The organism is Bacillus sp. 1735sda2, assembly GCF_024159245.1.
GTDB lineage: Bacteria > Bacillota > Bacilli > Bacillales > Bacillaceae > Bacillus > Bacillus pumilus_O.
The window spans coordinates 3,286,351-3,309,396 of the sequence record NZ_JAMYWZ010000001.1; the positions used below are offsets into that span (position 1 = coordinate 3,286,351).

Here is a 23,046-nt window from a genome sequence, read left to right on the forward strand (position 1 = left end):
ATCTTTAACCGATGATAATAGAGGTTTAAAGAAAGGGGTTCACACATGAAGAAAACAATGACGATCATTCTTCTTTCTGTAGCAGTTATTGCCTTAGGTGGCTGGATTGTTTGGCAGCAGCAAACCATCGAAAAGGCAGAGAAAACTCATCAGCAAGAAAGCAAAACGAGCGATCTGAAGCTCAAGCAGTTAACATCAGATCAAACAGATATGAAGCATAAAAACGATGAACAAAAAAAGCAAATAGCCAACGTCACAAAAAAGCTCAAAAAAGAAAAGAAAGCCTATGAAAAAGAGGTCAAACAGCGTAAAGCGCTTGAGGTAAAAATCGACCAGCTTCAAAAAGAGCTGGCAGCAGCAAAAGCTACTGCTCAAGCAAATCAGCAGACCACTCAGTCTACAAGGAAACCAACTGTCAAAAAAGACCCGAATGTCACCCATCATCCTCCCTCACAGTGGGTACAGGACCAATACGATTGGGGCGTGAAACAAGGGTATATTAAAGAATAGAAAGGATGAAAAAATGTGATACAGATTCGGCCATTATCTCATGATGAATCTCTCCCAATGGATCTTTTACTATTAGCTGATCCTTCAAAGGAAAAGGTTCTCACTTATGTACAATCTGGTTCTTGTTATGCCGCCTTTCATGAAGAGGATGTGATTGGTGTCTATGTACTGACACCGCTCTCTCAGCATACAGTGGAAATCATGAATGTTGCGGTAAAGGAGTCATGGCAAGGAAAGGGAATTGGGAAGCAGCTGATCCACCATGCGATCGCTGAAGCGAAAGTCGCTGGTTTTCATACGATTGAAATTGGCACTGGCAACTCGAGTATTCAGCAGCTCGCACTTTATCAAAAATGTGGTTTTCGCATAGCATCCATCGATCACGGTTTCTTTCTGAAGCACTATGATGAACCAATTTATGAAAATGGGATTCAGTGTATGGATATGGTACGGCTGTCTCTCACATTTCAAGCAGACTGATTTTTTTCAGCCTGCTTTTTTTATGCTCTTCTTTTCTTCATAGCATGAATCACATATTGAATGAAAAAATAAAGCACAGCGCCAGCTAAAAAGCAGACAACGCATCCAAAAAGCGTCGCCTCAGAGCTGAATTGATACTCTTCAATTTTCATGATATAAAATGGCATGCCAAACAGCGTTGGACTTGATTCGATTTGATTGACCTCTAGCAGTAGTAAAAAGACAGGGGTCATAAACACAGCAAATAGATACAGCATCGCAAATGTTAAGCCGCTAGAAAACGAATGAAATACTTTAATCATCTCTTTCTCTCCTTCATCTCTTTTAAACTGGCTGTGATATTTTGTCCGTCTGGGCAAGCTGGATGCAGCATCACAGTGTTCAGTAAAGAAAAAAATAGCAGCTGATGACTCATCGGATGCTTCCATATCAAAAAAAGCACAATCGAGCAGAGTACCGGAAACAGCGGACCCGCAAGCGCCACCATCAGATTAGAGCTCGGCCTGGCAAATGTCTCATGGACGATCGCCACATGCTTCCAATCAATCGTTACCACAAAATCAAAGAGCTGCCTTTTTTCGAGTTTGTTACACACTATGATCATCAGTATATGACCGATTTCATGAATGAGCACAACAGCTAGTAAACTGAGGATCAGCCCGATCATCGCAATATCGGCCTTTTTACCATCACAGCATATATACAACTGAAAAAGGCAAGTGAACCAAATAGATAAGCGGTGGCAAGAAGAAACATATTAGCTGACAGCCATTGTAATAAAAGCATATCGATGAAGCTGAATACAGCAATCATCATCACGATGACAAACAGTTTATTAAAATCACTGATTTTCACGACAAATCCCGTACAGGCTGCCATGACGGTCATGAATAAAATGGACAAGCTCGCCAAGCCATGACCTTCACTTTCAATACCGATCACCAAATAAGCAAGGCCAATATACATAAAATAAATGAATAAATTGATTGTGTAATAAAATAAAATTCTCGACGATATATACGCGCCCTTTGATGTATTTAACATAAAGATAGCCCGTTGATTGAGATGATATTCTCTGCCAATCATCAGCGGAAGCATGATCAATATTTCCTTTAACGCAAACTGCACAATAAAGGCATATAGCCATCCAGTTTCTTCCGGTGTAAAAACAAATGGCAGCCCAACCGTCAAACAAACGAGAAAGAGGAACAAAATGCCTTGTTCTTTAAAAACGGCTGATCGGATGAAATAGACCATTTCCTGCCGCAAATGCGTCAAAAAGGAAGAGGTCATTCTGATTTTCTGATAAGAAAATGACTTTATCTCTGTTTTCAACTGCATAAACATTTGATGTACATAGCAAGCTGCTAATCCCTTTACCCATAGCCATCCAGCGCTTAGAAGGATCACCAGCAACGTCAGATAGACAGCCGGCCATACATGGATCATCTGTACCGCTTTTTGAAAAAGAAGAAATATAAATAATTGAAATCCCGCAAAGCCGATCGTTTGTAGCAGTAAATGTTCCTTTGTTTTTAATATGAAACGGCTTATACCGATCCTCATCAGCATCCATGAAGAGAGCGTATAAAGTGCCAATATGCCGCATGTGATGCAGACAACGATGATCCAATACAGAGTTGGGGTGACACCTGTGATCAAAAGACCTAATACAAGCGGTAAAAAAAGCAGTCCAGCCATGAGAAAGCAAAAAAGCACTGGAAAGAAATAGGCACAAAGGACAAATGGTACACTTTGTATCGCACTGTTCAAAAAGTAGAATTGATATTCTTGGCGCTTCAGTTTATTCCGGGATAACACAATCCCTGCTCCTAATAGTAAGAGCGACATTTTGACAAATTGGGTGTATAGCGCAGCCGGCTCCCTTTCACCTACCTGCATGTAAAAGCGCAGGCTGATGACAACATATATCGCATAGATGAGCAAGAAAAAAACGGCGGCTGCGAGAAGCTGCAAAGGATACTTTTTTCCAAGCTGCTTTCCTTTCGTTGTCAGCATGCCCCATTCTATTTTATGAAGAACGTGTCGTGTCCAAATCATTGAGTAACCTCTCCACCTGCATATAGTAATCTCGATTTACTTCTTTATAAATCTCTTCAAGTGCCTGATGAGGATATGTCTCTTTCGTTTCTTGGCGGGACATATTCAGCTTGATATCACCATTCCTTAAGATCATGAGATGATCATATAATGTATCACCAAAGCTCAAATGATGAGTTGATATCAGGATGCCAGCGCCTTGATCTCTCAGCTTCATGAGCACCTTTTTTAAGATGATCATCATATCTGGATCAAGTCCGTTCGTTGGCTCGTCAAATACATAATAATCACACGGTCTGAGGAGCTGCGAAATAATCTGTGTTTTCTTTTGATTGCCATGGGACAGCTGAGCGATTGGCTGATCCATATACGGACTCAGCTCAAACAAATCCGTAAATGTCTCTTCACGTGTAACATCTTGCTCATGTGGCAGCTGAAGTAATTGAAAGTATTCCCTTGGTGTTAAATAATCGAACAATGCATGATCGTCAGGAATATAAGAAACGTGTTTTTTCAAAAGTGAAATATGTGCTGAGGATTGAAGGTTCAGCTGTTCACCATGTAAGGAAACGTAGCCAGTAAATGGCGTGAGTCCAAACATAGCTTGGATCATGGTTGTCTTTCCTGCCCCATTGTGTCCTAAAAGAAGCATCGTCTGGCCTTTCTCCACGTTCAGTTGTATATGACGAAGAGAGAAGGTGCGGCTATACGTTTTTTCTTGTAATTGTAAAGTCAGCATCATATTCCTCCGTTTGTTTCAGATGGAACAGATGACCTTGCATCTGTTCTCATCCGTGTTAGAAACCGCATTTGATTTTCACGTACATGCCTAAGAACTTGAATTCGCCTAAAAATTTAGAGCCTTTTCCAAAAGTCTTGCATGCCCAAATCAATGCTGCGACTGTCACAATACCTAAAATAGCGGCAAGGACATAAATCCAAAATGCATTTTTCTGTACGTTCTTAGAAGTTAGAATTCGTTGCTTCCTTTCATCATAAGCCGCCAATAGGTGAAGGACATACATATACACACCTACTGGAAAACGAAGGCTAAAAGGATTCAGCATCTCATCACCCCCTAATATATGTAAAATGATACCATCCCGCATACAGAAAACATAAGTTCATTTCAGATCATATTTTTAGTCGATTTTTCATGATCTATTGCTTATAAATGGTAAAGCTGTGCGCTTTCCCTCTGACTGAAGGACGATTTTTTACAAAAATAGGATGTGACTATTGAAACAGCTGCGGAATCTCTATCAACACAAAAAAAAAACGCTGCGCCCACTCTGATATAAGAGCGGAACGCAGCGCGTTGCTGGCATTATTTATTCAAGTTATAGAATGTTTCAATGCCGTGGTATTGAGCTGTTTCAGCCAATTGATCTTCGATGCGAAGTAATTGGTTGTATTTCGCCACACGGTCCGTACGAGACGGAGCACCTGTTTTGATTTGTCCAGCGTTTGTTGCAACAGCGATGTCTGCAATTGTGCTATCTTCTGTTTCACCAGAGCGGTGAGAGATAACAGCTGTGTATCCTGCACGTTTTGCCATTTCGATTGCATCAAATGTTTCAGTTAATGTACCGATTTGGTTTACTTTGATTAGGATTGAGTTACCAACGCCGTTTTTGATTCCTTCAGAAAGCTTCTTCGTGTTTGTCACGAACAAGTCATCTCCTACTAGCTGAACCTTGCTACCAAGGCGCTCAGTTAATAGTTTGTGACCTTCCCAGTCGTTTTCATCAAGGCCGTCTTCGATTGAGATGATTGGGTATTTCGATACCATATCTTCATACCAGTCAACCATTTCAGCAGATGTTTTCACAACACCTTCGCCTGATAAATGATATTTACCGTCTTCTTTGTTGTAGAACTCAGAAGATGCAGCATCCATTGCAAGTTTCACTTCTTCACCTGGTTTGAAACCAGCTTTTTCAATCGCTTCTACGATTGTTTGAAGTGCTTCTTCGTTAGAACCAAGGTTTGGAGCGAATCCACCTTCGTCACCTACAGCTGTGTTTAAGCCTTTTGCACTTAATACAGATTTTAGGCTATGGAAGATTTGTGCGCCCATGCGAAGTGCTTCACGGAAGTTCGGTGCACCTACAGGCATAATCATGAATTCTTGAATGTCTACGTTGTTATCCGCATGCTCTCCGCCATTGACGATGTTCATCATTGGTACTGGAAGCGTTTTGGAGTTGAATCCACCAAGGTATTGGTAAAGTGGAATTTGTAAGAAATCAGCAGCCGCACGTGCTACAGCGATAGATACGCCAAGGATTGCGTTTGCGCCTAATTTCCCTTTATTTTCTGTTCCATCAAGTTCGATTAACATTTTGTCAATTGCTACTTGTTCAGTGACATCAAAGCCTAAAAGCTCTGGTGCAATGATTTCGTTTACGTTGTTTACAGCTGTCAGAACACCTTTTCCTAGGTAACGGTCTTTGTCTCCGTCACGTAGTTCTACTGCTTCATATTCACCTGTAGAAGCACCACTTGGTACTAGTGCACGGCCAAAGCCGCCAGATTCTGTGTAAACTTCTACTTCAACTGTTGGGTTACCGCGAGAGTCTAATACTTCGCGTGCATATACGTCAACAATGTATGGCATCGTTATTTCTCTCCTTTTGAATCAATTTGTTATTTCTGAATCAATGATGTTCCTGTCATCTCTTTTGGTTTTTCAACACCAAGTAAGTCTAAAAGCGTTGGAGATAGATCGGCTAGAATACCGCCTTCTCTAAGCGTTGCCCCTTTTTTCGTTACGATCACTGGAACAGGGTTTGTTGTATGTGCAGTATGCGGCTTTCCTTCTTCGGTAATAAGCACGTCTGCGTTACCGTGGTCTGCCGTGATGATGGCATGTCCGCCTTTTGCTAGGATTGCGTCGACAACAGCTCCTAAGCACTCATCTACTGCTTCAATGGCTTTGATTGTTGGCTCGAGCATACCTGAATGACCAACCATATCCGGGTTAGCAAAGTTCAAGATGATCGCATCATGCTTGTCAGCATTGATGTCTGCAACAAGTGCATCCTTTACTTCATAAGCGCTCATTTCTGGCTTGAGGTCATAGGTTGCCACATCTGGAGAATTGATCAAGATACGGTCTTCACCAGGAAATTCTTCTTCACGTCCACCGCTCATAAAGAACGTCACGTGAGGATATTTCTCTGTTTCAGCAATCCGCAGCTGTTTCAATCCATTTTGCGCTAGCACTTCTCCTACTGTGTTATCCAAATTCACTGGTTTGAAGGCAACATAGCCATCAACCGTTTCACTGAAGTGTGTGAAGCAGACGAAGTGTAAATTCTTCGGATGTGCTTCTCCGCGATCAAACGAGCGGAAATCTTCATTTGTGAAAGTGTTCGAAATTTGGATCGCACGGTCTGGGCGGAAGTTATAGAAAATCACAGAATCGCCGTCGTTTACTTTGGCAACTGGCTCACCATTTTCTCTCGTGATGACAGATGGAATAACGAATTCATCGTAGATTCCATTTTCATAGGAGTCATCAACGACATCATAGATGTTTTGATAACTTGGGCCTTCACCATACGCCATCGCGCGATATGCTTTCTCCACACGATCCCAGCGTTTGTCACGGTCCATTGAGTAATAGCGTCCAGAAAGTGTTGCCACTTCTCCGACACCGATTTCTTTGATTTGTTCTTCAAGCTGTTTTAAGTACACTTTAGCTGTCTTTTGACCAACATCACGTCCGTCCAAGAAGCCGTGAATGTATACTTTTGTTAAGCCTTCTTTTTTCGCTAGTTTCAGCAAGGCAAAAAGATGCTGGATGTGGCTGTGCACACCGCCGTCTGACAGAAGACCGAATAAATGAAGGGCCTTGTCATTCTCTTTTGCATAAGTCATTGCCTCTAGGAACGTTTCATTTTTCTCAAATTCCCCATCACGAATGGCAACATTCACTCTTGTTAAGCTTTGATACACAATGCGTCCTGCACCGATGTTCAAATGCCCAACTTCAGAGTTCCCCATTTGACCTTGCGGGAGGCCTACTGCCTCACCTGAAGCCGTTAAGGTTTGATGCGGGAATTCGTTCCAGTAGCGGTCGAAGTTCGGTTTCTTTGCTTGGGCAACAGCGTTACCGACTGTTTCGCCTCTTAAACCGAATCCATCTAAGATGATTAATGCAGCTGGTTTCTTACTCATATTGACCTTCCTCCAATAATTGAACGAAAGACTGAGGTTCTAAGCTTGCGCCGCCTACCAAAGCACCGTCAATATCGGATTCTGCCATATATTCTTTAATATTCGCAGGTTTCACGCTTCCGCCATATTGAATGCGAAGGCTGTCTGCCGCTTCTTGACCATATTCGCTTGCAACCGTTTGACGGATATGCGCGCAAACGTCGTTTGCATCTTTCGCTGTAGAAGATTTCCCTGTACCGATAGCCCAAATTGGCTCATATGCAATAACAGATTCAGCGACTTGCTGAGTTGTGAAACCAGCTAGTGCTTTCTTCACTTGATCAGCGACAAGTTCATTTGTTTTGCCAGCTTCACGCTCTTCAAGCGTTTCACCTACACAGATAATTGGAACGATGCCATGCTTGAATGCAGCATGTGCTTTTTTGTTCACTGTTTCATCTGTTTCAGCAAAGAACTCCCGGCGCTCTGAATGACCGATCACTGAGTAGCCGATGCCAAGATCTTTTAGTGCAGCAGGACTGATTTCACCAGTGAATGCACCATTTTCTTCAAAGTGCATGTTTTGTGCACCAATTTTAAGGTCTGTTCCATTAGAAAGGCTGTTGAGCTTTTCAAGGAAAAGGGCTGGCGCACAGACAATTGCTTCCACTTTGTCAGGAGATGGAATGGATGACTTGACTTCTTCAACGAAGCTAACCGCTTCGCCAAGTGTTTTGTTCATTTTCCAGTTCCCAGCTATAATTGGTTTTCTCATGATTGACACTTCCTTATAGCAGTTTTGGTCTTATTTATCGTTTAATGCAGTAACACCTGGAAGCTCTTTGCCTTCCATAAATTCAAGTGAAGCACCGCCGCCTGTAGAAATGTGGCTCATCTGATCAGCAAGACCAAATTTCTCAACAGCTGCTGCTGAATCTCCACCGCCAATGACAGAATATGTATCTTTTGCTTCTGCCAGTGCTTCTGCGATTGCTTTTGTTCCTTTAGCGAATGCGTCGATTTCAAATACACCCATTGGTCCGTTCCAAACAACAAGTTTGCTGTTTTTAATCACATCAGCGTACTTGCTTATTGTCTCTGTTCCAATATCAAGTGCTTCTAGATCACTTGGAATTTCAGAGATTGGCACAATGCTCGTATTCGCATCATTTGAAAAGTCGTCGGCTACCAGAACATCTGTTGGAATCAGGAAGTTCACGCCTTTTTCTTTTGCACGGTCCATAAAGGATTTCGCTAAATCGACTTTGTCTTCTTCTAATAGAGATTTCCCTACTTCGTGACCTAGTGCTTTCACAAATGTGTAAGCAAGTCCGCCGCCGATGATAAGGTTGTCCACTTTATCAAGAAGACTTTCAATCACACCGATTTTATCCTTTACTTTTGCGCCACCAATAATCGCTGTAAATGGGCGATCAGGGTTTGAAATGGCTTTTCCTAGAACCTCAAGCTCTTTTTGCATGAGGAAGCCCGAAACAGCCGGAAGATAAGCTGCAATACCAGCAGTGGATGCATGTGCACGGTGTGCAGCACCGAATGCATCATTGACATACACATCAGCTAAATCAGCAAATGCTTTTGATAGTTCAGGATCGTTCTTTTCTTCACCAGGATAGAAACGAACGTTTTCAAGCACTAGCACATCTCCTTCTTTTAAGTCAGAGATTTGCTTTTTCACGTTGTCGCCGTAAGCTTCATCCGCTTTTTTCACTTCTTGTCCAAGAAGCTCTTGCAGACGTTTCGCTACAGGTGTCAGACGCAATTCTTCAGTAACTTGACCTTTCGGACGACCCAAATGACTAGCTAGTAGTACCTTTGCGCCTTGTCCTGTTAAATACTCAATCGTTGGTAATGCTGCGCGAATACGAGTATCATCCGTCACTTTTCCGTCCTTCATTGGAACGTTAAAATCTACGCGGCAGAACACAACTTTACCTTTTACGTCAATGTCTTTTACTGATTTCTTATTCATGCTCGTCAGGAGATCCTCCTTTATTCTGGTTTCCTTACGCATTGGACAAGTCTCTCTTTATCCTTTTCCCATTTTGCCCTCATCAAAACGAGAAATCGTGCAGAACGGATAAAAACAGAGAAAAAGGGAAAGGGATGCTTCCCCTTCCCTTGTCCGTCTTCATTATATCGTGTCTCTAGGAAAGAACCAAGTGAGTTCCTTCAGTGTGACAAATTAAAGACCTTGTTTTGCAATGTAAGCTGCAAGGTCAACAACGCGGTGAGAATATCCACTCTCGTTATCGTACCAAGAAATGACTTTCACCATGCTGCCTTCCATTACCATTGTAGAAAGAGCATCGATTGTTGAAGAGTTTGCATTACCATTATAGTCACCAGATACTAATGGCTCTTCGCTGTAGCCAAGGATTCCATTAAGTTCTCCTTCAGCTGCTTCTTTAAGTGCTGCATTTACATCTTCAGCCGTTACATCTTGGTTTAATTCAGCTACAAGGTCAACTAAAGAAACGTTAGGTGTTGGAACACGCATAGCGCCACCGTTTAATTTACCTTTAAGTTCAGGCAATACAAGTGAAACAGCTTTCGCAGCACCTGTAGAAGTTGGGATGATGTTTTCCGCAGCTGCACGAGCACGACGGTAGTCTTTGTGCGGAAGATCAAGAATTTGTTGGTCATTTGTGTATGAGTGAACTGTTGTCATCATACCGCGTTTAATACCAAATTTATCGTTAAGTACTTTTGCAAATGGAGCTAAGCAGTTTGTTGTACAAGATGCATTAGAGATGACATCGTGGCTAGCTGCATCGTATTTGTCTTCGTTTACACCCATAACGATTGTGATATCTTCTTCGTTAGCAGGAGCAGAGATGATGACTTTTTTAGCGCCAGCTTCTAAGTGTTTTGCAGCGTCTGCACGTTTTGTGAAGAATCCAGTAGATTCAACAACGATTTCTACGCCTTGTTTACCCCAGCTTAATTTCGCAGGGTCACGCTCAGCTGATACTTCGATTGTTTTACCGTTCACTACTAAGTTCGTACCATCTACAGAAACCTCTGCATCTAGTTTTCCGTGAACAGAGTCATATTGTAAAAGGTGTGCAAGCATGTTAGCGTCTGTTAGATCGTTAACCGCTACTACCTCAACTTCAGGATTGTTTAATGCTGCACGAAATACGTTACGTCCAATACGTCCAAATCCGTTAATACCGACTTTTACTGCCATGATGTTTCCTCCTTTTATAGGTCACAATGTTTTATATTGAGGGATCAATTGACTCCCTTAATAACTCTTTTGCGGCTCCTTCGTCTGTGACGAGAACCGTTCGGCGGGGTTTTTTGAAATAAGCTTCAATGGCCCCTGCCTTTGATGATCCACCTGCAACAGCAATGATGTGTGGAATGCTTTCTAAATCATCTAGCTGCATGCCGACGGAGTGCACTTTGTGGACGACCTCACCATCACGGTTAAAGTAATAGCCAAAGGCCTCTGTCACTGCGTCATGCTCATCAATCTTTTTTAAATCTTCAGCTGGTGTGTTTCGTCTCATCGCCATTGTTTTTGCTTCACCGATTCCATGAATGAGCATCGTGGATGATTTAATCGTTTGAAGCACTTCTTTGACGGACGGCTCTTCAATAATGGAAGAGTAAGCACCTTCTGACAACTGTCCTGGAACAAACAGCAGTTTGTAAGTACCGGAAGCTTTTTCAGCCATGTGGGCACAAATGGTGTTTGCCTGATTTTTTACATTCTCCCCAAGACCGCCTCTTGCAGGGACAAACATCATGTCTCTGTTTTTAGCATCAGGGGTCATCATTTCGGCAACGGCTTCCATCGTCGTTCCGCCAGTGACGGCGACGATATTATTTCCAGTAAACCTTTTTTTCATACATTGCACAGCAGCTCTTCCCATCTCTTGCTTCACCCACGGGGATTCATCACTGTCACCAGAAACGATCATGACTTCTTCTAGGCCTAACTTCCTCTTTAATGTATTTTCCAAAAAGGTTAAACCTAAAACGTCCTTCATCATTCCTTCAAGCATTTCAAGCAAAGCGTGACCTTCACTCGTCAGCATCATGCCGCTCGTTTTGACATCCAGCAGATTTTGCTCTTTTAAAAACTGAACTTCAGCTCTTAAGATGCGTTCACTGAGACCTAGACTCGTCGCAAGGCTTCTGCGGCCGATTGGTTCAGCTAACCTGATGTATTGCAAAATGTCGTAGCGTTTTTGCATAACTGTGAGAAGATCTGGCAATAATTTTTTTTGAGCTTCCAATAAACGATTCATGGCTAACGACCCTTTCTTTTCACGTTGGACTAAAAACGTCCCACTGTGACAAAAAACGTCCCGCCACAGCCAAAAAAAATCAATCCCTGCTTTCTTTAATTATTTTAACAGGATAATCTTGCATTTTCAACTCCTACAAACACATTTAGACAAAAAATAGACACATTTTCACCGATAACCTGCTTGTCATCAAGGTTCTTGCTATGATATTTCTTTTCAAAATATTTTATTTTCTTCTATATTGAATGAATTCATCCATGAAAGTGTGCATGCGTAAGAGGGCCGCATGCACATTTTTTATATAGTCGGTCTTTTATGTTTTTGGAATTCCTTCCTCTTCGGCGAAACGCTTTGCCTCTTCCTTCGGTTTGATTTTGAGATAATAAATGATGTAGCAGGCGGCCATAAACGGTACGCCGCAATAAAGGCCAATTCGCTGATCCTCAATAAAGAATAAGCTGATAAGCACGATGCCAAAGGCGATGAAGCCTGCTAGTGGGACAAATGGATAGAGCGGTGTACGGAAGACGAGATCCTTTACATCTCCACCGTCTTTTATGAATTGTTTTCTAAAGAAATATTGAGACAAACAAATGGACATCCACACGACAACAAGAACCATTCCAGAAATTGAAATAAGCCACACATACACCGTTTTTGGTGCCACGACACTTGTAAGCAGAGATAGAGCAGATACACCCATTGTCACCAATAATGCATTGATCGGGATTTTACGCTTGGACAGTTTTTTCGTAAAGTCGGGTCCTTTTCCGTCCTTTGAAAGTGACCAGAGCATACGTGATGATGCATACAATCCAGAGTTTGCTACAGATAAGACCGCTGTGATGATAATAAAATTCATGATATCTGCAGCATATGGGATGCCGACCTTGTCCAGCACGACCACAAACGGACTGTCGACTGCGCCTGCTGTCTGCCATGGAAGGAGTGCGGCTAGAACCGCAATGGATAAAACGAAAAAGACCATTGTTCTCCAAATAATATTTCGTATTGATCGAGGCAATGTTTTTTCAGGGCTTTCACTCTCACCTGCTGCGATCCCTACAAGCTCTGTTCCTTGAAAGGAGAAATTGACCGTGACCATGGTTAATAAAATAGCAAAAACACCATTAGGAAATAGTCCGCCATGATCCGTCAAATGATGAAATAAAGGGGCTGGTTCTCCGCCTTTCAAATGAATCATTCCGAAAATTGCGCCAATTCCGATGATAATAAACAATAGGATGGCCGCAACCTTAATGGCTGAAAACCAAAACTCCGTTTCAGCGAAGCTGCGAGCAGAGATGGCATTCACGGCAAATAATATGACGCTAAATGCTAGACACCAAAGCCAAACCGGGATATCTGGAAACCACCTTTGGAGCAATATGCCTGCTGATGTAAACTCCAGACCAATTGTACACGCCCAGCTAAACCAATACAGCCAGCCGATCATAAAACCTGTGGACGGGCCGATATATTTGGTTGCATATTCCTGAAAGGAACCGGCGGTCGGCATCGCCACTGCTAATTCTCCAAGACACAGCATGACCAAATACATTAAAAATCCACCAATGATAAACGATAGAATGGCTCCCCCTGGTCCTGCCTGATGGATAATCAGTCCTGATCCAAGGAAAAGACCCGTACCGATGACGCCACCTAGGGCAATCATAAAGAGATGTCTGCTTTTCATGGAACGCTCTAATTCATTATGCTGTTCTTGCATCAAATCCACTTCCCCACTTTCTCTTATCTCTTCTATTCAGCATCCTTTGACAAAATTCGCTGTTTGTTGAAAAAGAAAGGGAGAAAGTGAAGCCTCCTCCCCCTTTGCTATTTAAGCTTGAAACAATGCTTCAATATGACCAATCGCCCAGTCTAAATCTTCTTTTGAAATGGTCAGCGGTGGTGCAAAACGGATGACGGTTTCATGAGTTTCCTTACATAACAAACCTGCTTGTTTTAGCTTTTCACAATAAGGTCTAGCTGCCTCTGTCAGCTCCATGCCTATAAATAGTCCGCGTCCACGCACTTCTTTAATCATAGGACTTTGAATGCGTGACAATTTGTCTTTGAAGTATTCACCAAGCTCCATAGAGCGTGCTGCAAGTTTTTCGTCGATTAAGACATCCAGTGCAGCAAGCGACACCGCACATGCAAGTGGATTTCCTCCAAAAGTAGACCCATGAGAACCGGGGTTAAACACACCTAAAATATCACGGTTTGCTACGACACATGAGATTGGGAATACTCCGCCGCCTAAAGCTTTCCCAAGAATCAGCATATCTGGCTCAATGTCTTCCCAATCACAAGCAAACATCTTACCTGTTCGTGCTAATCCCACTTGAATTTCATCTGCAATGAACAACACATGTTCTTGTTCACAAAGCGCTTTTGCATCTTTCAAGAATCCTTCTGGCGGCATGACAATACCTGCTTCACCTTGAATCGGTTCAATGAGGAAAGCCGCTGTCTGTGGTGTGATTGCTTCACGTAACGCTTCAATATCTCCGTAAGGAATCAGCTTAATTCCAGGAAGCATTGGACCGAAACCTCTTTGATATTCTGCTTCTGAGGAAAGAGACACAGCCGTCATCGTTCTCCCATGGAAATTGCCAACACACGCAATGATTTCTGCACGGTTCTCTTCGATTCCCTTTACATCATAGCCCCAGCGTCTTGCGGCTTTTATGGCTGTTTCTACAGCCTCAGCACCTGTATTCATTGGGAGTGCCATGTCTTTATTTGTCAGTTTGCAAATTTTCTCATACCAAGGGCCAAGCTGATCATTATGAAAGGCTCTCGACGTGAGTGTCACACGGTCTGCCTGTTTTTTTAGCGCTTCAATGATGCGAGGGTGGCGATGTCCTTGGTTCACTGCGGAATACGCACTTAGCATATCCATATATCGATTGCCTTCAGGGTCTGTCACCCACACTCCCTCAGCCTCTGAAATGACAATTGGCAGTGGATGATAGTTTGCCGCTCCATATTGTTCTGTTTGTTGAATCAATTCTTTTGTCTGTGTCATCATCTATTCCTCCTTCTATCAGGTAGCTTCTTTCATTTGGATACATCTTCATCCATATGTTATGCAAGGATCGTGCCAACTTTCTGACCGCTTGATCACAAGGATCTAAATCACTCATTGAGCAAAATTTCTTTGCACATGCCAAATTTTTTGTAGGAAACCGCAAAATTTTTCATGTAAAATAGAAGTAACGTCAGGAGGTGGCGCAAGTGAAAAAAGATCTGCATACCGCAAAGCTTGAAAATGAGATTGATTTATATAAACAAATGCTCGATTTAATTGATGTCGGGGTTCATGCAATTGATGAGAATGGACATACGGTTGTTTATAATAAAAAAATGATGGAGATTGAGTCTTTAAAACGCTCTGATGTTCTCCATAAAAATGTACTCGATTTCTTCGCCTTTCAAGATGAAATGCACAGTACACTTGTCCAAGCGCTGCGTACCGGAAAACAAACCGTACATGCCAAGCAGACGTATCATAATTACAATGGAAAAGAAATTACAACGATTAACCATACATATCCGCTCGTTCGAGACGGTCTCATTCAAGGGGCTGTTGAAATTTCGAATGATGTCACCAAGCTGGAACGGCTGATTCATCACAATATGAAGAAAAAAGGAAGCACTCGCTTTACCTTCGAATCCATTATTGGACAAAGCCCTGCATTTTTAGAGGTGATTGAGCATGCGAAACGAGCGACACGCACCTCTTCTTATGTGCTCATTGTTGGCGAAACAGGGACTGGGAAAGAACTGTTTGCTCAAAGCATTCATAACGGCAGCAGCCGGTCATCTGGACCATTTATTACCCAAAATTGTGCGGCACTGCCTGATAATCTGATTGAAAGCCTGCTTTTTGGTACACAAAAAGGAGCTTTTACGGGAGCAGCTGATCAGCCTGGCTTATTTGAGCAGGCGCAAGGAGGAACCTTGCTTTTAGATGAGATCAACTCATTAAATCCTCATCTTCAAGCAAAACTACTGCGCGTCTTACAGGAGAAACGCGTGAGAAGGCTTGGCAGCACAAAGGAAATCGCTGTTGATGTAAGAGTGATTGCCAATATGAACGAGGACCCTGTGGATGCCATCGCAGGTGGACGCATGCGTAAAGATTTATTTTATCGTCTCGGTATTGTCACCTTATTTATTCCGCCGCTTTCTGAACGAAAAGAGGACATTCCTACGTTTGTGAATCATTTTATTCAAAAATATAATGAGCTGTTTCAAATGAAGGTGAAGGCAGCTGATGAAGAGGTACTTGCCCTTTTTAAGGCGTATGATTGGCCAGGCAATGTAAGAGAACTGGAGCATGTGATTGAGGCGGGGATGAATATGATGATGGATGAAGACGAATTAAGTATGCATCACCTTCCCTATCATTTTCGATTTAAGCAAATGGAAGGCCGTCCTCCTGCGCAATTGCAAACTAATTCTTTGCAGCAAACCGTAGCTGCTGACACCTTTGTCTATACAAGCCCTGAACAAACGACTGATTTTCAAACCCAAATGGAACGATTCGAAAAACAATACATCGTCCATTACTTAGAAAAAATGGACGATAATATTTCACAGACTGCTAAGTTATTGGGCATGAGCAGGCAAAGTCTGCAATATCGAATGAAAAAGCTACATATTTCTCGTCAATAAGAGAGCTGTGCCATCATTCGGCACAGCTTATTGTGTATCTGACTGTTCTGCTGGTTTTTGTAGCACATCACCGAGCAAGGTTTCTACATTTTTCAAATGCGTAAGCATCGCTTTCTCTGCTTCTTCTGGCTGCCTGGCCATGACGGCTTTGTAAATTTGTTCATGTTCTTCGTAAAGCTTCCGAATCGAGGCTTTCGTTGAGAATAACACAACTTTTCTCGTTTCCCGCATCGTTTCGACTAACAAGGTTGAGACTTGATTCATTAACACCTTTAATATGTCATTCTTCGAGGCTTTGGCTAATGCAAGATGGAAGGTGAGATCTGCCTCTTCACCAATTTCTTCACGGGCTTCTGCTTGCTTCATTTGTTCGAGTGCATCACGCAGCTGATGAAGGTCATCGTCCGTCCGAAGCAGCGCCGCCTTTTTGACAGCACCTGTTTCAATAATCGTTCTCACTTCAAGGAGCTGTCTGACATCATGCTGCTTCATTAAAAATGCAGGAGATAAAGAAAATGCGAGCTGTTCAGGATCGAACTGCTTCACATATGTGCCTTCCCCTTGTTTCATTTCTATTAATCCGATTGCCTTGAGAGCAGACAGCGCCTCTCTCACAGCGGAACGGCTGACTTGAAAGCTTTCTGAAAGCGCTTGAACCGAATCTAATTTTTCTCCCGGAAGAAGCTCACCAGTACGAATGGATTCGATTAATGCATCCGCAATTTCTTCGTATATTTTTTTGGTTTTGATTTGTTTATATTTCAATTGGTCTCACCTCATCACTGTTGTCTACCCTTATCGGCTCATGCCCTATCTTATACTTTACCCCAAAATTTCCGTTCACACGTCTCCCCGATTTAATTTTCAAAAAATCTTCTGCGTACCTCGCTTCCAACTAAAAAAAGCACCTGCCATGTTTCTGGCAAGTACTTCATTTTAATCATAGCGCTTCCGCAGTGTAGATGATGGAAGATTCATTTGTTCACGGTATTTCGCAATGGTTCTGCGCGACACTCGGATGCCAAAGGTTTGCTGCAGTTGCGTCATCATTTGCTGATCTGAATACGGTTTTTTCTTATTTTCCGTTTGGATCAGCTCTGCGATGTACGTCTTGACTGTATAGCTAGATGCCTCTTCCAGCGAGGGTCCTTCTAGCTTTGCTTGGAAAAATTGTTTCATTTCCATGAGACCATACGTGGTTTGCACCATTTTCCCTTTCACTGTTCGGCTGACTGTGGACTCATGCACTTGCAAGATATCTGCGATCCGCTTCATCGTAAGCGGTTTCATTTTATGTTTCCCTGTAAGGAAAAAATCCGTCTGGTGTAAGATAATCTCACGAACGACATGGGTCATCGTTTGTTTTCTTTGCTTCAGCGCTTGGACAAGCCAATTGTACTGCTGCTCTTTTTCCTTTAGATACACATATGCTTCATGACGCTTTTGGTCTTGAATCATAGCGAAGTATCTTTCATTCATTTCAACATCTGGGAAAGCGCGCTGATTCAGCTCAAATGTAATGTGATCCTGCACGACAGTAATTGTCACATCTGGCTCTATATACATATGATCTTCTTCGTATGAGAAATGGATGCCTGGTCTTGGTTCAAGCTGGGACACCTCATCTTGTACTGCTTGTAGTGTTTTCATGGAAATGCCTGTTTTCGCCGCAATTTCCTTCCAAGCCTTTCTTGCAAAGAGAAAAAAGTGCTCATCGATGATCAGCTCGGCTTCGTACCAGCGTTCCTTTTTTCTTCTTAGCTGAAGCAGGATGCATTCTTGTAATGATCTCGCCCCAATACCAGCAGGCTCTAGTGATTGAAGCTGATGAAGGACGGCTTCTACTTCTTCAGCTGACACCTTTAAGACAGCTGCCATCTCATCAACCGGTTCATTTAAATAGCCGTTGGAATCAATGGACTCGATCATAAAATGAAAGATCCTTTGATTCTTTTCATTTAGATTTAAATCAATGGCTTGTTTCTTTAAATACATTTGCAAGCTTTCTTTTTGATGCGTTCGATACGGCTCTGTCATTCGGTCTTGAGATTTTTTATGATAAACTGGTTGATAGCTGTCCGTGTCTTTCCGCTCAATCAGAGGGTTCTCAAGCGCTAACTGGTCAAGATACTCGCCAAGCTCAGTGCTGTTCAGCTGGAGCAATGTAATGGCCTGCCTGAGTTCTTGTGTGAGCACCTGCTTTAATACTTGTTCTTGTTGCAGATTAAGGCTCATTGTCTCCCCTCCCTCTCATCATTTTACATGAAGATTGACGGACCGTATATACGAAATAGGAGTGATTTCCATGTCTGAACTTTTTTCCGTTCCATACTTTGTTGACAACTTGAAACAGCACATCACCATGAATCAAAATGAAGACAAAATTCATGCGATGAATGCTTATTACCGCTCAGTGGTGTCAACACTTGTACAAGATCAGCTGACCAAAAACGCTGTGGTTTTGAAGCGTATTCAGCATCTTGATGAGGCGTATCAAAAGGTGAAAAAAGAAAGTGAATAAACGAAAAAAACACCCTTCGTCATAATGGGGGACTGACCCCCGTTTTTGAGACAGGAATCAAAACACCTTTATACAGCCAATTGCCGATAGTTTATCGGTGATTGGTTGTTTAGTTTCGTTTGAATACGAATGTTGTTATAATAATAAATGTATTCTTTGACAGTGCGTTCTACGATGGTGGTCGTAGTACGATCAATCCTGTTAAGATAGAACGTTTCAGACTTTAGTGAGGAATGAAACGATTCGATGGAGGCATTATCAGCGGGCGTCCCTTTACGGGACATGCTCATGGTAATGCCTTTTATATGAACAGCTTTTTGATACTCGTAAGATGTATACACAGAACCTTGATCGCTATGTAACACGCAATTCTCAGGCAGTGCTGGGAGCTGATTAAGTGTGTTTAAGATAAAGTCTGTGTCCTGCTTATCACCAATCGTAAAAGCAATCACTTCTCCATTATATAAATCCAATATACTGGAAAGGTACAATTGTTTCTGTCCATAAGGCAAATACGTGATGTCCGTTACTAATTTTTCAAGAGGGCGATCAGACTGAAAATTCCGATCCAGTATATTACCGGCTACGGCATAAGGCTGCCCATTCTTCTTACGCTTTTTCATTTTAACCCGGCATTGCCACTGGTTTTTCTGCATGATACGTTGAACAGTTTTATGGTTAATACGCATTCTCATTTTTAGTATGGCTGTGATTTTCCGATAACCATATCGATATTTGTGCTTTCGGCACAACGTGCCGACCTGTTTCTCTAGTTGTCTTTTAGAATGAGTCTGAGTCAAATCCTTTTTCCATCTATAATACGAAGTACGTAAGATACCTAAATGGACACAGATGTCCTGTACCGTCATCGTTTTGCACAATTCTTCTACGAGTTTGATTGACGTTTCCTTATCAACTTCCTTTCCAATTCGTTGTACTTTTTTAAAACTTCATTCTGTTGACTCAAATAGCGATTTTCTGCCTGTAGTCTCTCTAATTCAGAAGAGTACTCGGGACCCTTTCCATAGGTATATTGTTTTCCAACAGGTTGTTCGAACCTGTGTGTATCCCCAGCTTTATGCCATCTCACCCATGTCTGAACCTGCGTCTTATTCTTGATATTCAATTTCTGCATGATCTCTTTCATAGGTACGCCTGCCAACCTCATTTCCACAGCCTTCTGTTTGACTTCAACCGGATAACTCACTCTTGTCCCCATAGAAAAAACACCTCCATGTTTTATTTCGGATCACAACGATCCTTTTTCAAACTTGAAGGTGTTTTTTATTTGTCTCATCTTATGGGGTCAGTTCCATGGCAAAGGGTGTTTTTCTTTTGCGAAAAGTTTCTGATCAAGCCTTGATTTGTACATCATCAAAAAGCCAGACCGTCCAACTGTATAGATGATAAAGGAAAACCATAAACCATGATTGTGCCAAATAGGCGTAACTGCTGCTTGAACAACGATAAACAAGACCATCGCAAACAGCATCGAATTTCTGACAGGGGCAATTTCTGTTGCACCTGTAAATACGCCGTATATGACCAAACCGAAACAAGCGGCAAACGGATAGAGAACGAGCCAGTCTGCATAGCCTAATGTCACATCTAGAAGACGCGGAAGATTTGTAAACAAGCCCAAGATCGGCTCTTTTAAGAGAAAATAAACCGACGCAATGAGGCATGCCATAACAAGTGCCCACTGCCTTGAAAGGGTTAAAGTTCTCTCATAAAGGGTGCGGTCATTTGCTCCAACTGATCTGCCCACAAGGATGCTGGATGCATTGGCAAAACCATCGAACAAATAAGCCATGATGTAGTGAATTAGAAATAAGATGGCATTGGCCGCCAGCATCTCTGTTCCAAAAGAAGCTCCTTTTGCTGTAAACATGTTAATCACGACGAGCAGACAAATCGTTCGAATAAACAAATCTTTATTCACATGAAACATTTTCTGCACTGCCTGTGTATCCATGATTTTTTTAAGAGACGGCATTTGGAACCCGTTTTTTGAATGCTTCATGATGATCCATGCGCCTAGCACAAAGGCGGTTAATTCAGATATCAATGTCGCAGCCGCCACCCCTTTGACTGCAAACGAAAACACATGAACAAGCAGAAGGGCAAGGACCATATTCATGACATTGATCAAGATTTGTAAAGAGAGGGCTTCTTTCATTTTTGCCATTCCCATCAGCCAGCCTAATATCACATAATTCATTAAGGTAAATGGCGCACCCCAAATCCGAATATGAAAGTAATCTGCTGCAAATTGCCGAACATCCGCAGCGGGAGAGATCACGAGAAAAGCAGATTGAATAATAGGCCATTGCAGAGCAATAAAACAAAGGCCGACAATGATGGCGATTAAAAAGGGTCTTAGAAAAGCAAGTACGCCCTGCTCTTCACTCTGCGCCCCGTTTGCCTGAGCGGCAAACGCAGATGTACTCACCCGCAAAAAACCAAAGAGCCAATAGAGTGTACTGAAAATAAGACTGCCAACCGCGACGCCTCCAATATAGGCGGGATTGGCAAGTTGACCGACAACAGCTGTATCAACGGCTCCAAGTAATGGAGTGGTCATCGTTGAGATGGTTAAAGGAATGGCTAAAGCTAAATACACTCGATGGTTCACGATGCCACCTGCCTTTCATGAAAAATAGCCTCTTCTAAAAGAGGCATTGCTGAAATAAAGAATTATCGAATCGGTCTACCAATTGTTCGGGACAAAGGATGGTCTGCGAGCATTGCATCTCTCATTTTTTGCACCGCTTTCTCTTCTGATGAAAAGAAATCATCCTTTGATTGAAATTGAGCAACAAGTTCACCTTGATCCAATATCGCCAATTGATCACTTAAGTGATAGGCTGCCGTCATATCATGTGTAATAAATAAGTAAGCGACACCTAGTTCCTTCTTTAATTCTACTAATAAATCTAAAATGACACCCTGTGTGACCATGTCTAGACTGCTGACGGATTCATCCAGTACGACGAGCTTTGGCTGCAGCAATAAGGCTCTAGCAATGTTGATCCTTTGCAGCTGACCACCGCTGAATTGATGCGGATATTTAGACAAATCCTTTTCACTGAGCCCGACTCTTTCCAGCCAATGGATGAGCACGCTTTTACGTTCTTTTCGGCTCATGGTTTCATAGTTTTCAAGCGGCTCGGATAAAATTTGTTCGACTGTCCACCTTGGATTGACCGCCGAGTACGAATCTTGAAACACCGCTTGCACATGCCGGCGATAATGTTTGCGTGTTCGTTGATCTGCACAATATATATCCTGCCCTTCAAAGAGAACCTGACCGGCTTTTGGCTTCTCTAGACCAAGTATGATACGGCCTAGCGTGCTTTTTCCTGCGCCGCTTTGCCCCAGCAATCCGACGCACGTGCCTTCTTCAATGATGAAATCGACGCCGTTTAAAACTTGGTCTGCGCCTTTTTTTCTCATCAGAAACGACCGGTTGTTGTATGAATGACTAACTGCTTTCACTTCTAATAAATGCAAGGGTCTTCTCACCTCAAATCGGGCAAACAGCTGGGATGGATGGACGAGCTGCTAATAGTTTCTTTGTATAATCATGCTTTGGGTTTTCAAAAAGCTCCAGCACTTCTGCTTTCTCTACCATTTCTCCCTGCCTCATGACAACAACCTGATCTGCCATTTCTGCAATGACGCCAAGGTCGTGAGTAATGAGCAAAATGGCGGTTCCATACTCATGACGAATGTCGTTCAGATGCTCCAGCACGAGTTTCTGCGTGTGTACATCTAAAGCAGTTGTTGGTTCATCTGCTATGAGGAGAGGCGGGTGCATACAGGCAGCCATGGCAATCATGACACGTTGCAGCATGCCGCCGCTTAGTTCAAAAGGATACTTGTTTAATAGCTTGTCTGGCTGCGGCAGATTCATCTGCGCTAACGCATTCATCGCCTTCGCTTTTGCCTGCCTTTTACTAACAGTGGTATGCCGGCGGATGGTTTCAATCAGCTGATGACCGATCGTCCATACTGGGGTAAAGCTGTTCATTGGATTTTGCATAATATACGAGATGTCCTTACCCCGAATAGAACGCATATCCCTTTCACTCATACCGATCAATTCTCGTCCTTCTAATGTGATGCTGCCAGTAACATCCGTTGTTTTCCGGTCAAGCATATGTAAGATCGACATACTTGTGACTGTTTTGCCGCAGCCGCTCTCACCTATTAATCCAACGATTTGACCTCTCCCTACTTCAAACGATACGTCCTGAATAAGAGAGGTTGTCCCATGAGGCGTTTTCGTCTGCACATGCAGGTTCTCTATTTGTAAAATGGACTCTTGCACATTGATCATTC

General features: G+C 42.6%; 23 protein-coding genes. 4 read left to right on the top strand and 19 right to left on the bottom strand.

Annotated features, from left to right (window positions below; translation table 11 throughout):
• Positions 1-45: 45 nt before the first annotated feature.
• Positions 46-510 (top strand): hypothetical protein, encoded by a 465-nt coding sequence (locus NKR21_RS17270; RefSeq protein ID WP_144457072.1) that lies wholly within the window; start codon positions 46-48, stop codon positions 508-510.
• A gap of 15 nt (positions 511-525) precedes the next feature.
• Positions 526-990 (top strand): GNAT family N-acetyltransferase, encoded by a 465-nt coding sequence (locus NKR21_RS17275; protein ID WP_144457069.1) that lies wholly within the window; start codon positions 526-528, stop codon positions 988-990.
• A gap of 20 nt (positions 991-1,010) precedes the next feature.
• On the opposite strand, the gene NKR21_RS17280 is transcribed toward NKR21_RS17275, so the two are convergent.
• The 13 genes from NKR21_RS17280 to NKR21_RS17340 all read right to left on the bottom strand — a co-directional run bounded on the left by NKR21_RS17280 (position 1,011) and on the right by NKR21_RS17340 (position 14,529).
• Entirely contained in the window at positions 1,011-1,292 is a 282-nt protein-coding gene (locus NKR21_RS17280) for a hypothetical protein (protein WP_144457067.1), read from the bottom strand.
• Complete coding sequence (locus tag NKR21_RS17285) at positions 1,289-1,657, bottom strand: metalloprotease family protein (RefSeq protein ID WP_144457065.1); 369 nt, start codon at positions 1,655-1,657, stop codon at positions 1,289-1,291. The genes NKR21_RS17280 and NKR21_RS17285 overlap by 4 nt, the downstream gene beginning before the upstream one ends.
• Complete coding sequence (locus NKR21_RS17290) at positions 1,654-3,051, bottom strand: hypothetical protein (RefSeq protein ID WP_144457063.1); 1,398 nt, start codon at positions 3,049-3,051, stop codon at positions 1,654-1,656. Before NKR21_RS17290 ends, NKR21_RS17285 begins: the two co-directional genes overlap by 4 nt.
• On the bottom strand, positions 3,023-3,790 hold the full coding sequence (locus NKR21_RS17295) for an ATP-binding cassette domain-containing protein (RefSeq protein WP_144457061.1): 768 nt from the start codon (positions 3,788-3,790) through the stop codon (positions 3,023-3,025). The genes NKR21_RS17290 and NKR21_RS17295 overlap by 29 nt, the downstream gene beginning before the upstream one ends.
• 58 nt (positions 3,791-3,848) lie before the next feature.
• On the bottom strand, positions 3,849-4,118 hold the full coding sequence (locus NKR21_RS17300) for a hypothetical protein (protein ID WP_012011299.1): 270 nt from the start codon (positions 4,116-4,118) through the stop codon (positions 3,849-3,851).
• A gap of 260 nt (positions 4,119-4,378) precedes the next feature.
• On the bottom strand, positions 4,379-5,671 hold the full coding sequence (eno, locus tag NKR21_RS17305; RefSeq protein ID WP_012011300.1) for a phosphopyruvate hydratase: 1,293 nt from the start codon (positions 5,669-5,671) through the stop codon (positions 4,379-4,381).
• Positions 5,672-5,700: 29 nt separating this feature from the next.
• Positions 5,701-7,236: a 2,3-bisphosphoglycerate-independent phosphoglycerate mutase gene (gene gpmI / locus NKR21_RS17310; protein WP_012011301.1), complete on the bottom strand. Its 1,536-nt coding sequence runs from the start codon at positions 7,234-7,236 to the stop codon at positions 5,701-5,703.
• Positions 7,229-7,990: a triose-phosphate isomerase gene (gene tpiA / locus NKR21_RS17315; protein WP_119125386.1), complete on the bottom strand. Its 762-nt coding sequence runs from the start codon at positions 7,988-7,990 to the stop codon at positions 7,229-7,231. The genes gpmI and tpiA overlap by 8 nt, the downstream gene beginning before the upstream one ends.
• A gap of 30 nt (positions 7,991-8,020) precedes the next feature.
• Complete coding sequence (locus NKR21_RS17320) at positions 8,021-9,205, bottom strand: phosphoglycerate kinase (RefSeq protein ID WP_144457059.1); 1,185 nt, start codon at positions 9,203-9,205, stop codon at positions 8,021-8,023.
• A gap of 213 nt (positions 9,206-9,418) precedes the next feature.
• The gene (gene gap / locus NKR21_RS17325) at positions 9,419-10,426 is read right to left on the bottom strand and encodes a type I glyceraldehyde-3-phosphate dehydrogenase (protein ID WP_012011304.1); all 1,008 of its coding nucleotides are present in this window, start codon (positions 10,424-10,426) and stop codon (positions 9,419-9,421) included.
• Positions 10,427-10,457: 31 nt separating this feature from the next.
• Positions 10,458-11,495 (bottom strand): sugar-binding transcriptional regulator, encoded by a 1,038-nt coding sequence (locus NKR21_RS17330; protein WP_012011305.1) that lies wholly within the window; start codon positions 11,493-11,495, stop codon positions 10,458-10,460.
• A 313-nt stretch (positions 11,496-11,808) separates the two neighbouring features.
• The gene (locus tag NKR21_RS17335; protein WP_088001196.1) at positions 11,809-13,224 is read right to left on the bottom strand and encodes an amino acid permease; all 1,416 of its coding nucleotides are present in this window, start codon (positions 13,222-13,224) and stop codon (positions 11,809-11,811) included.
• Between the two features lie 111 nt (positions 13,225-13,335).
• Positions 13,336-14,529, bottom strand: a complete 1,194-nt coding sequence (locus NKR21_RS17340) for an ornithine--oxo-acid transaminase (RefSeq protein ID WP_144457057.1) — start codon at positions 14,527-14,529, stop codon at positions 13,336-13,338.
• A 209-nt stretch (positions 14,530-14,738) separates the two neighbouring features.
• On the opposite strand from NKR21_RS17340, the gene NKR21_RS17345 reads away from it, so the two are divergent.
• Positions 14,739-16,181 carry a sigma-54 interaction domain-containing protein gene (locus NKR21_RS17345; protein ID WP_119125389.1) on the top strand — a complete coding sequence of 481 codons (1,443 nt, stop codon included), beginning with the start codon at positions 14,739-14,741 and terminating at the stop codon, positions 16,179-16,181.
• A gap of 27 nt (positions 16,182-16,208) precedes the next feature.
• On the opposite strand, the gene NKR21_RS17350 is transcribed toward NKR21_RS17345, so the two are convergent.
• On the bottom strand, positions 16,209-16,946 hold the full coding sequence (locus tag NKR21_RS17350; protein WP_119125390.1) for a FadR/GntR family transcriptional regulator: 738 nt from the start codon (positions 16,944-16,946) through the stop codon (positions 16,209-16,211).
• A 171-nt stretch (positions 16,947-17,117) separates the two neighbouring features.
• A complete protein-coding gene (gene rpoN, locus NKR21_RS17355) occupies positions 17,118-18,416 on the bottom strand; it encodes an RNA polymerase factor sigma-54 (RefSeq protein ID WP_144457055.1) in 1,299 nt (432 codons plus the stop codon).
• A gap of 70 nt (positions 18,417-18,486) precedes the next feature.
• Here rpoN and yvfG point away from each other — a divergent pair, with 70 nt between their 5' ends.
• Complete coding sequence (gene yvfG / locus NKR21_RS17360; protein WP_058013655.1) at positions 18,487-18,702, top strand: protein YvfG; 216 nt, start codon at positions 18,487-18,489, stop codon at positions 18,700-18,702.
• A gap of 68 nt (positions 18,703-18,770) precedes the next feature.
• On the opposite strand, the gene NKR21_RS17365 is transcribed toward yvfG, so the two are convergent.
• The 4 genes from NKR21_RS17365 to NKR21_RS17380 all read right to left on the bottom strand — a co-directional run bounded on the left by NKR21_RS17365 (position 18,771) and on the right by NKR21_RS17380 (position 23,044).
• Positions 18,771-19,921 (bottom strand): IS3 family transposase gene (locus NKR21_RS17365; protein WP_119124387.1). Its coding sequence is split into 2 segments (ribosomal slippage): positions 18,771-19,648 and positions 19,648-19,921, totalling 1,152 coding nucleotides; the frame shifts between segments, so codons are not numbered across the junction.
• An 87-nt stretch (positions 19,922-20,008) separates the two neighbouring features.
• The gene (locus NKR21_RS17370; RefSeq protein WP_144455505.1) at positions 20,009-21,337 is read right to left on the bottom strand and encodes an MATE family efflux transporter; all 1,329 of its coding nucleotides are present in this window, start codon (positions 21,335-21,337) and stop codon (positions 20,009-20,011) included.
• A 62-nt stretch (positions 21,338-21,399) separates the two neighbouring features.
• Positions 21,400-22,215: an ABC transporter ATP-binding protein gene (locus NKR21_RS17375; RefSeq protein ID WP_144455503.1), complete on the bottom strand. Its 816-nt coding sequence runs from the start codon at positions 22,213-22,215 to the stop codon at positions 21,400-21,402.
• 13 nt (positions 22,216-22,228) lie between these two features.
• On the bottom strand, positions 22,229-23,044 hold the full coding sequence (locus NKR21_RS17380) for an ABC transporter ATP-binding protein (RefSeq protein ID WP_186299616.1): 816 nt from the start codon (positions 23,042-23,044) through the stop codon (positions 22,229-22,231).
• Between the last annotated feature and the right edge of the window lie 2 nt (positions 23,045-23,046).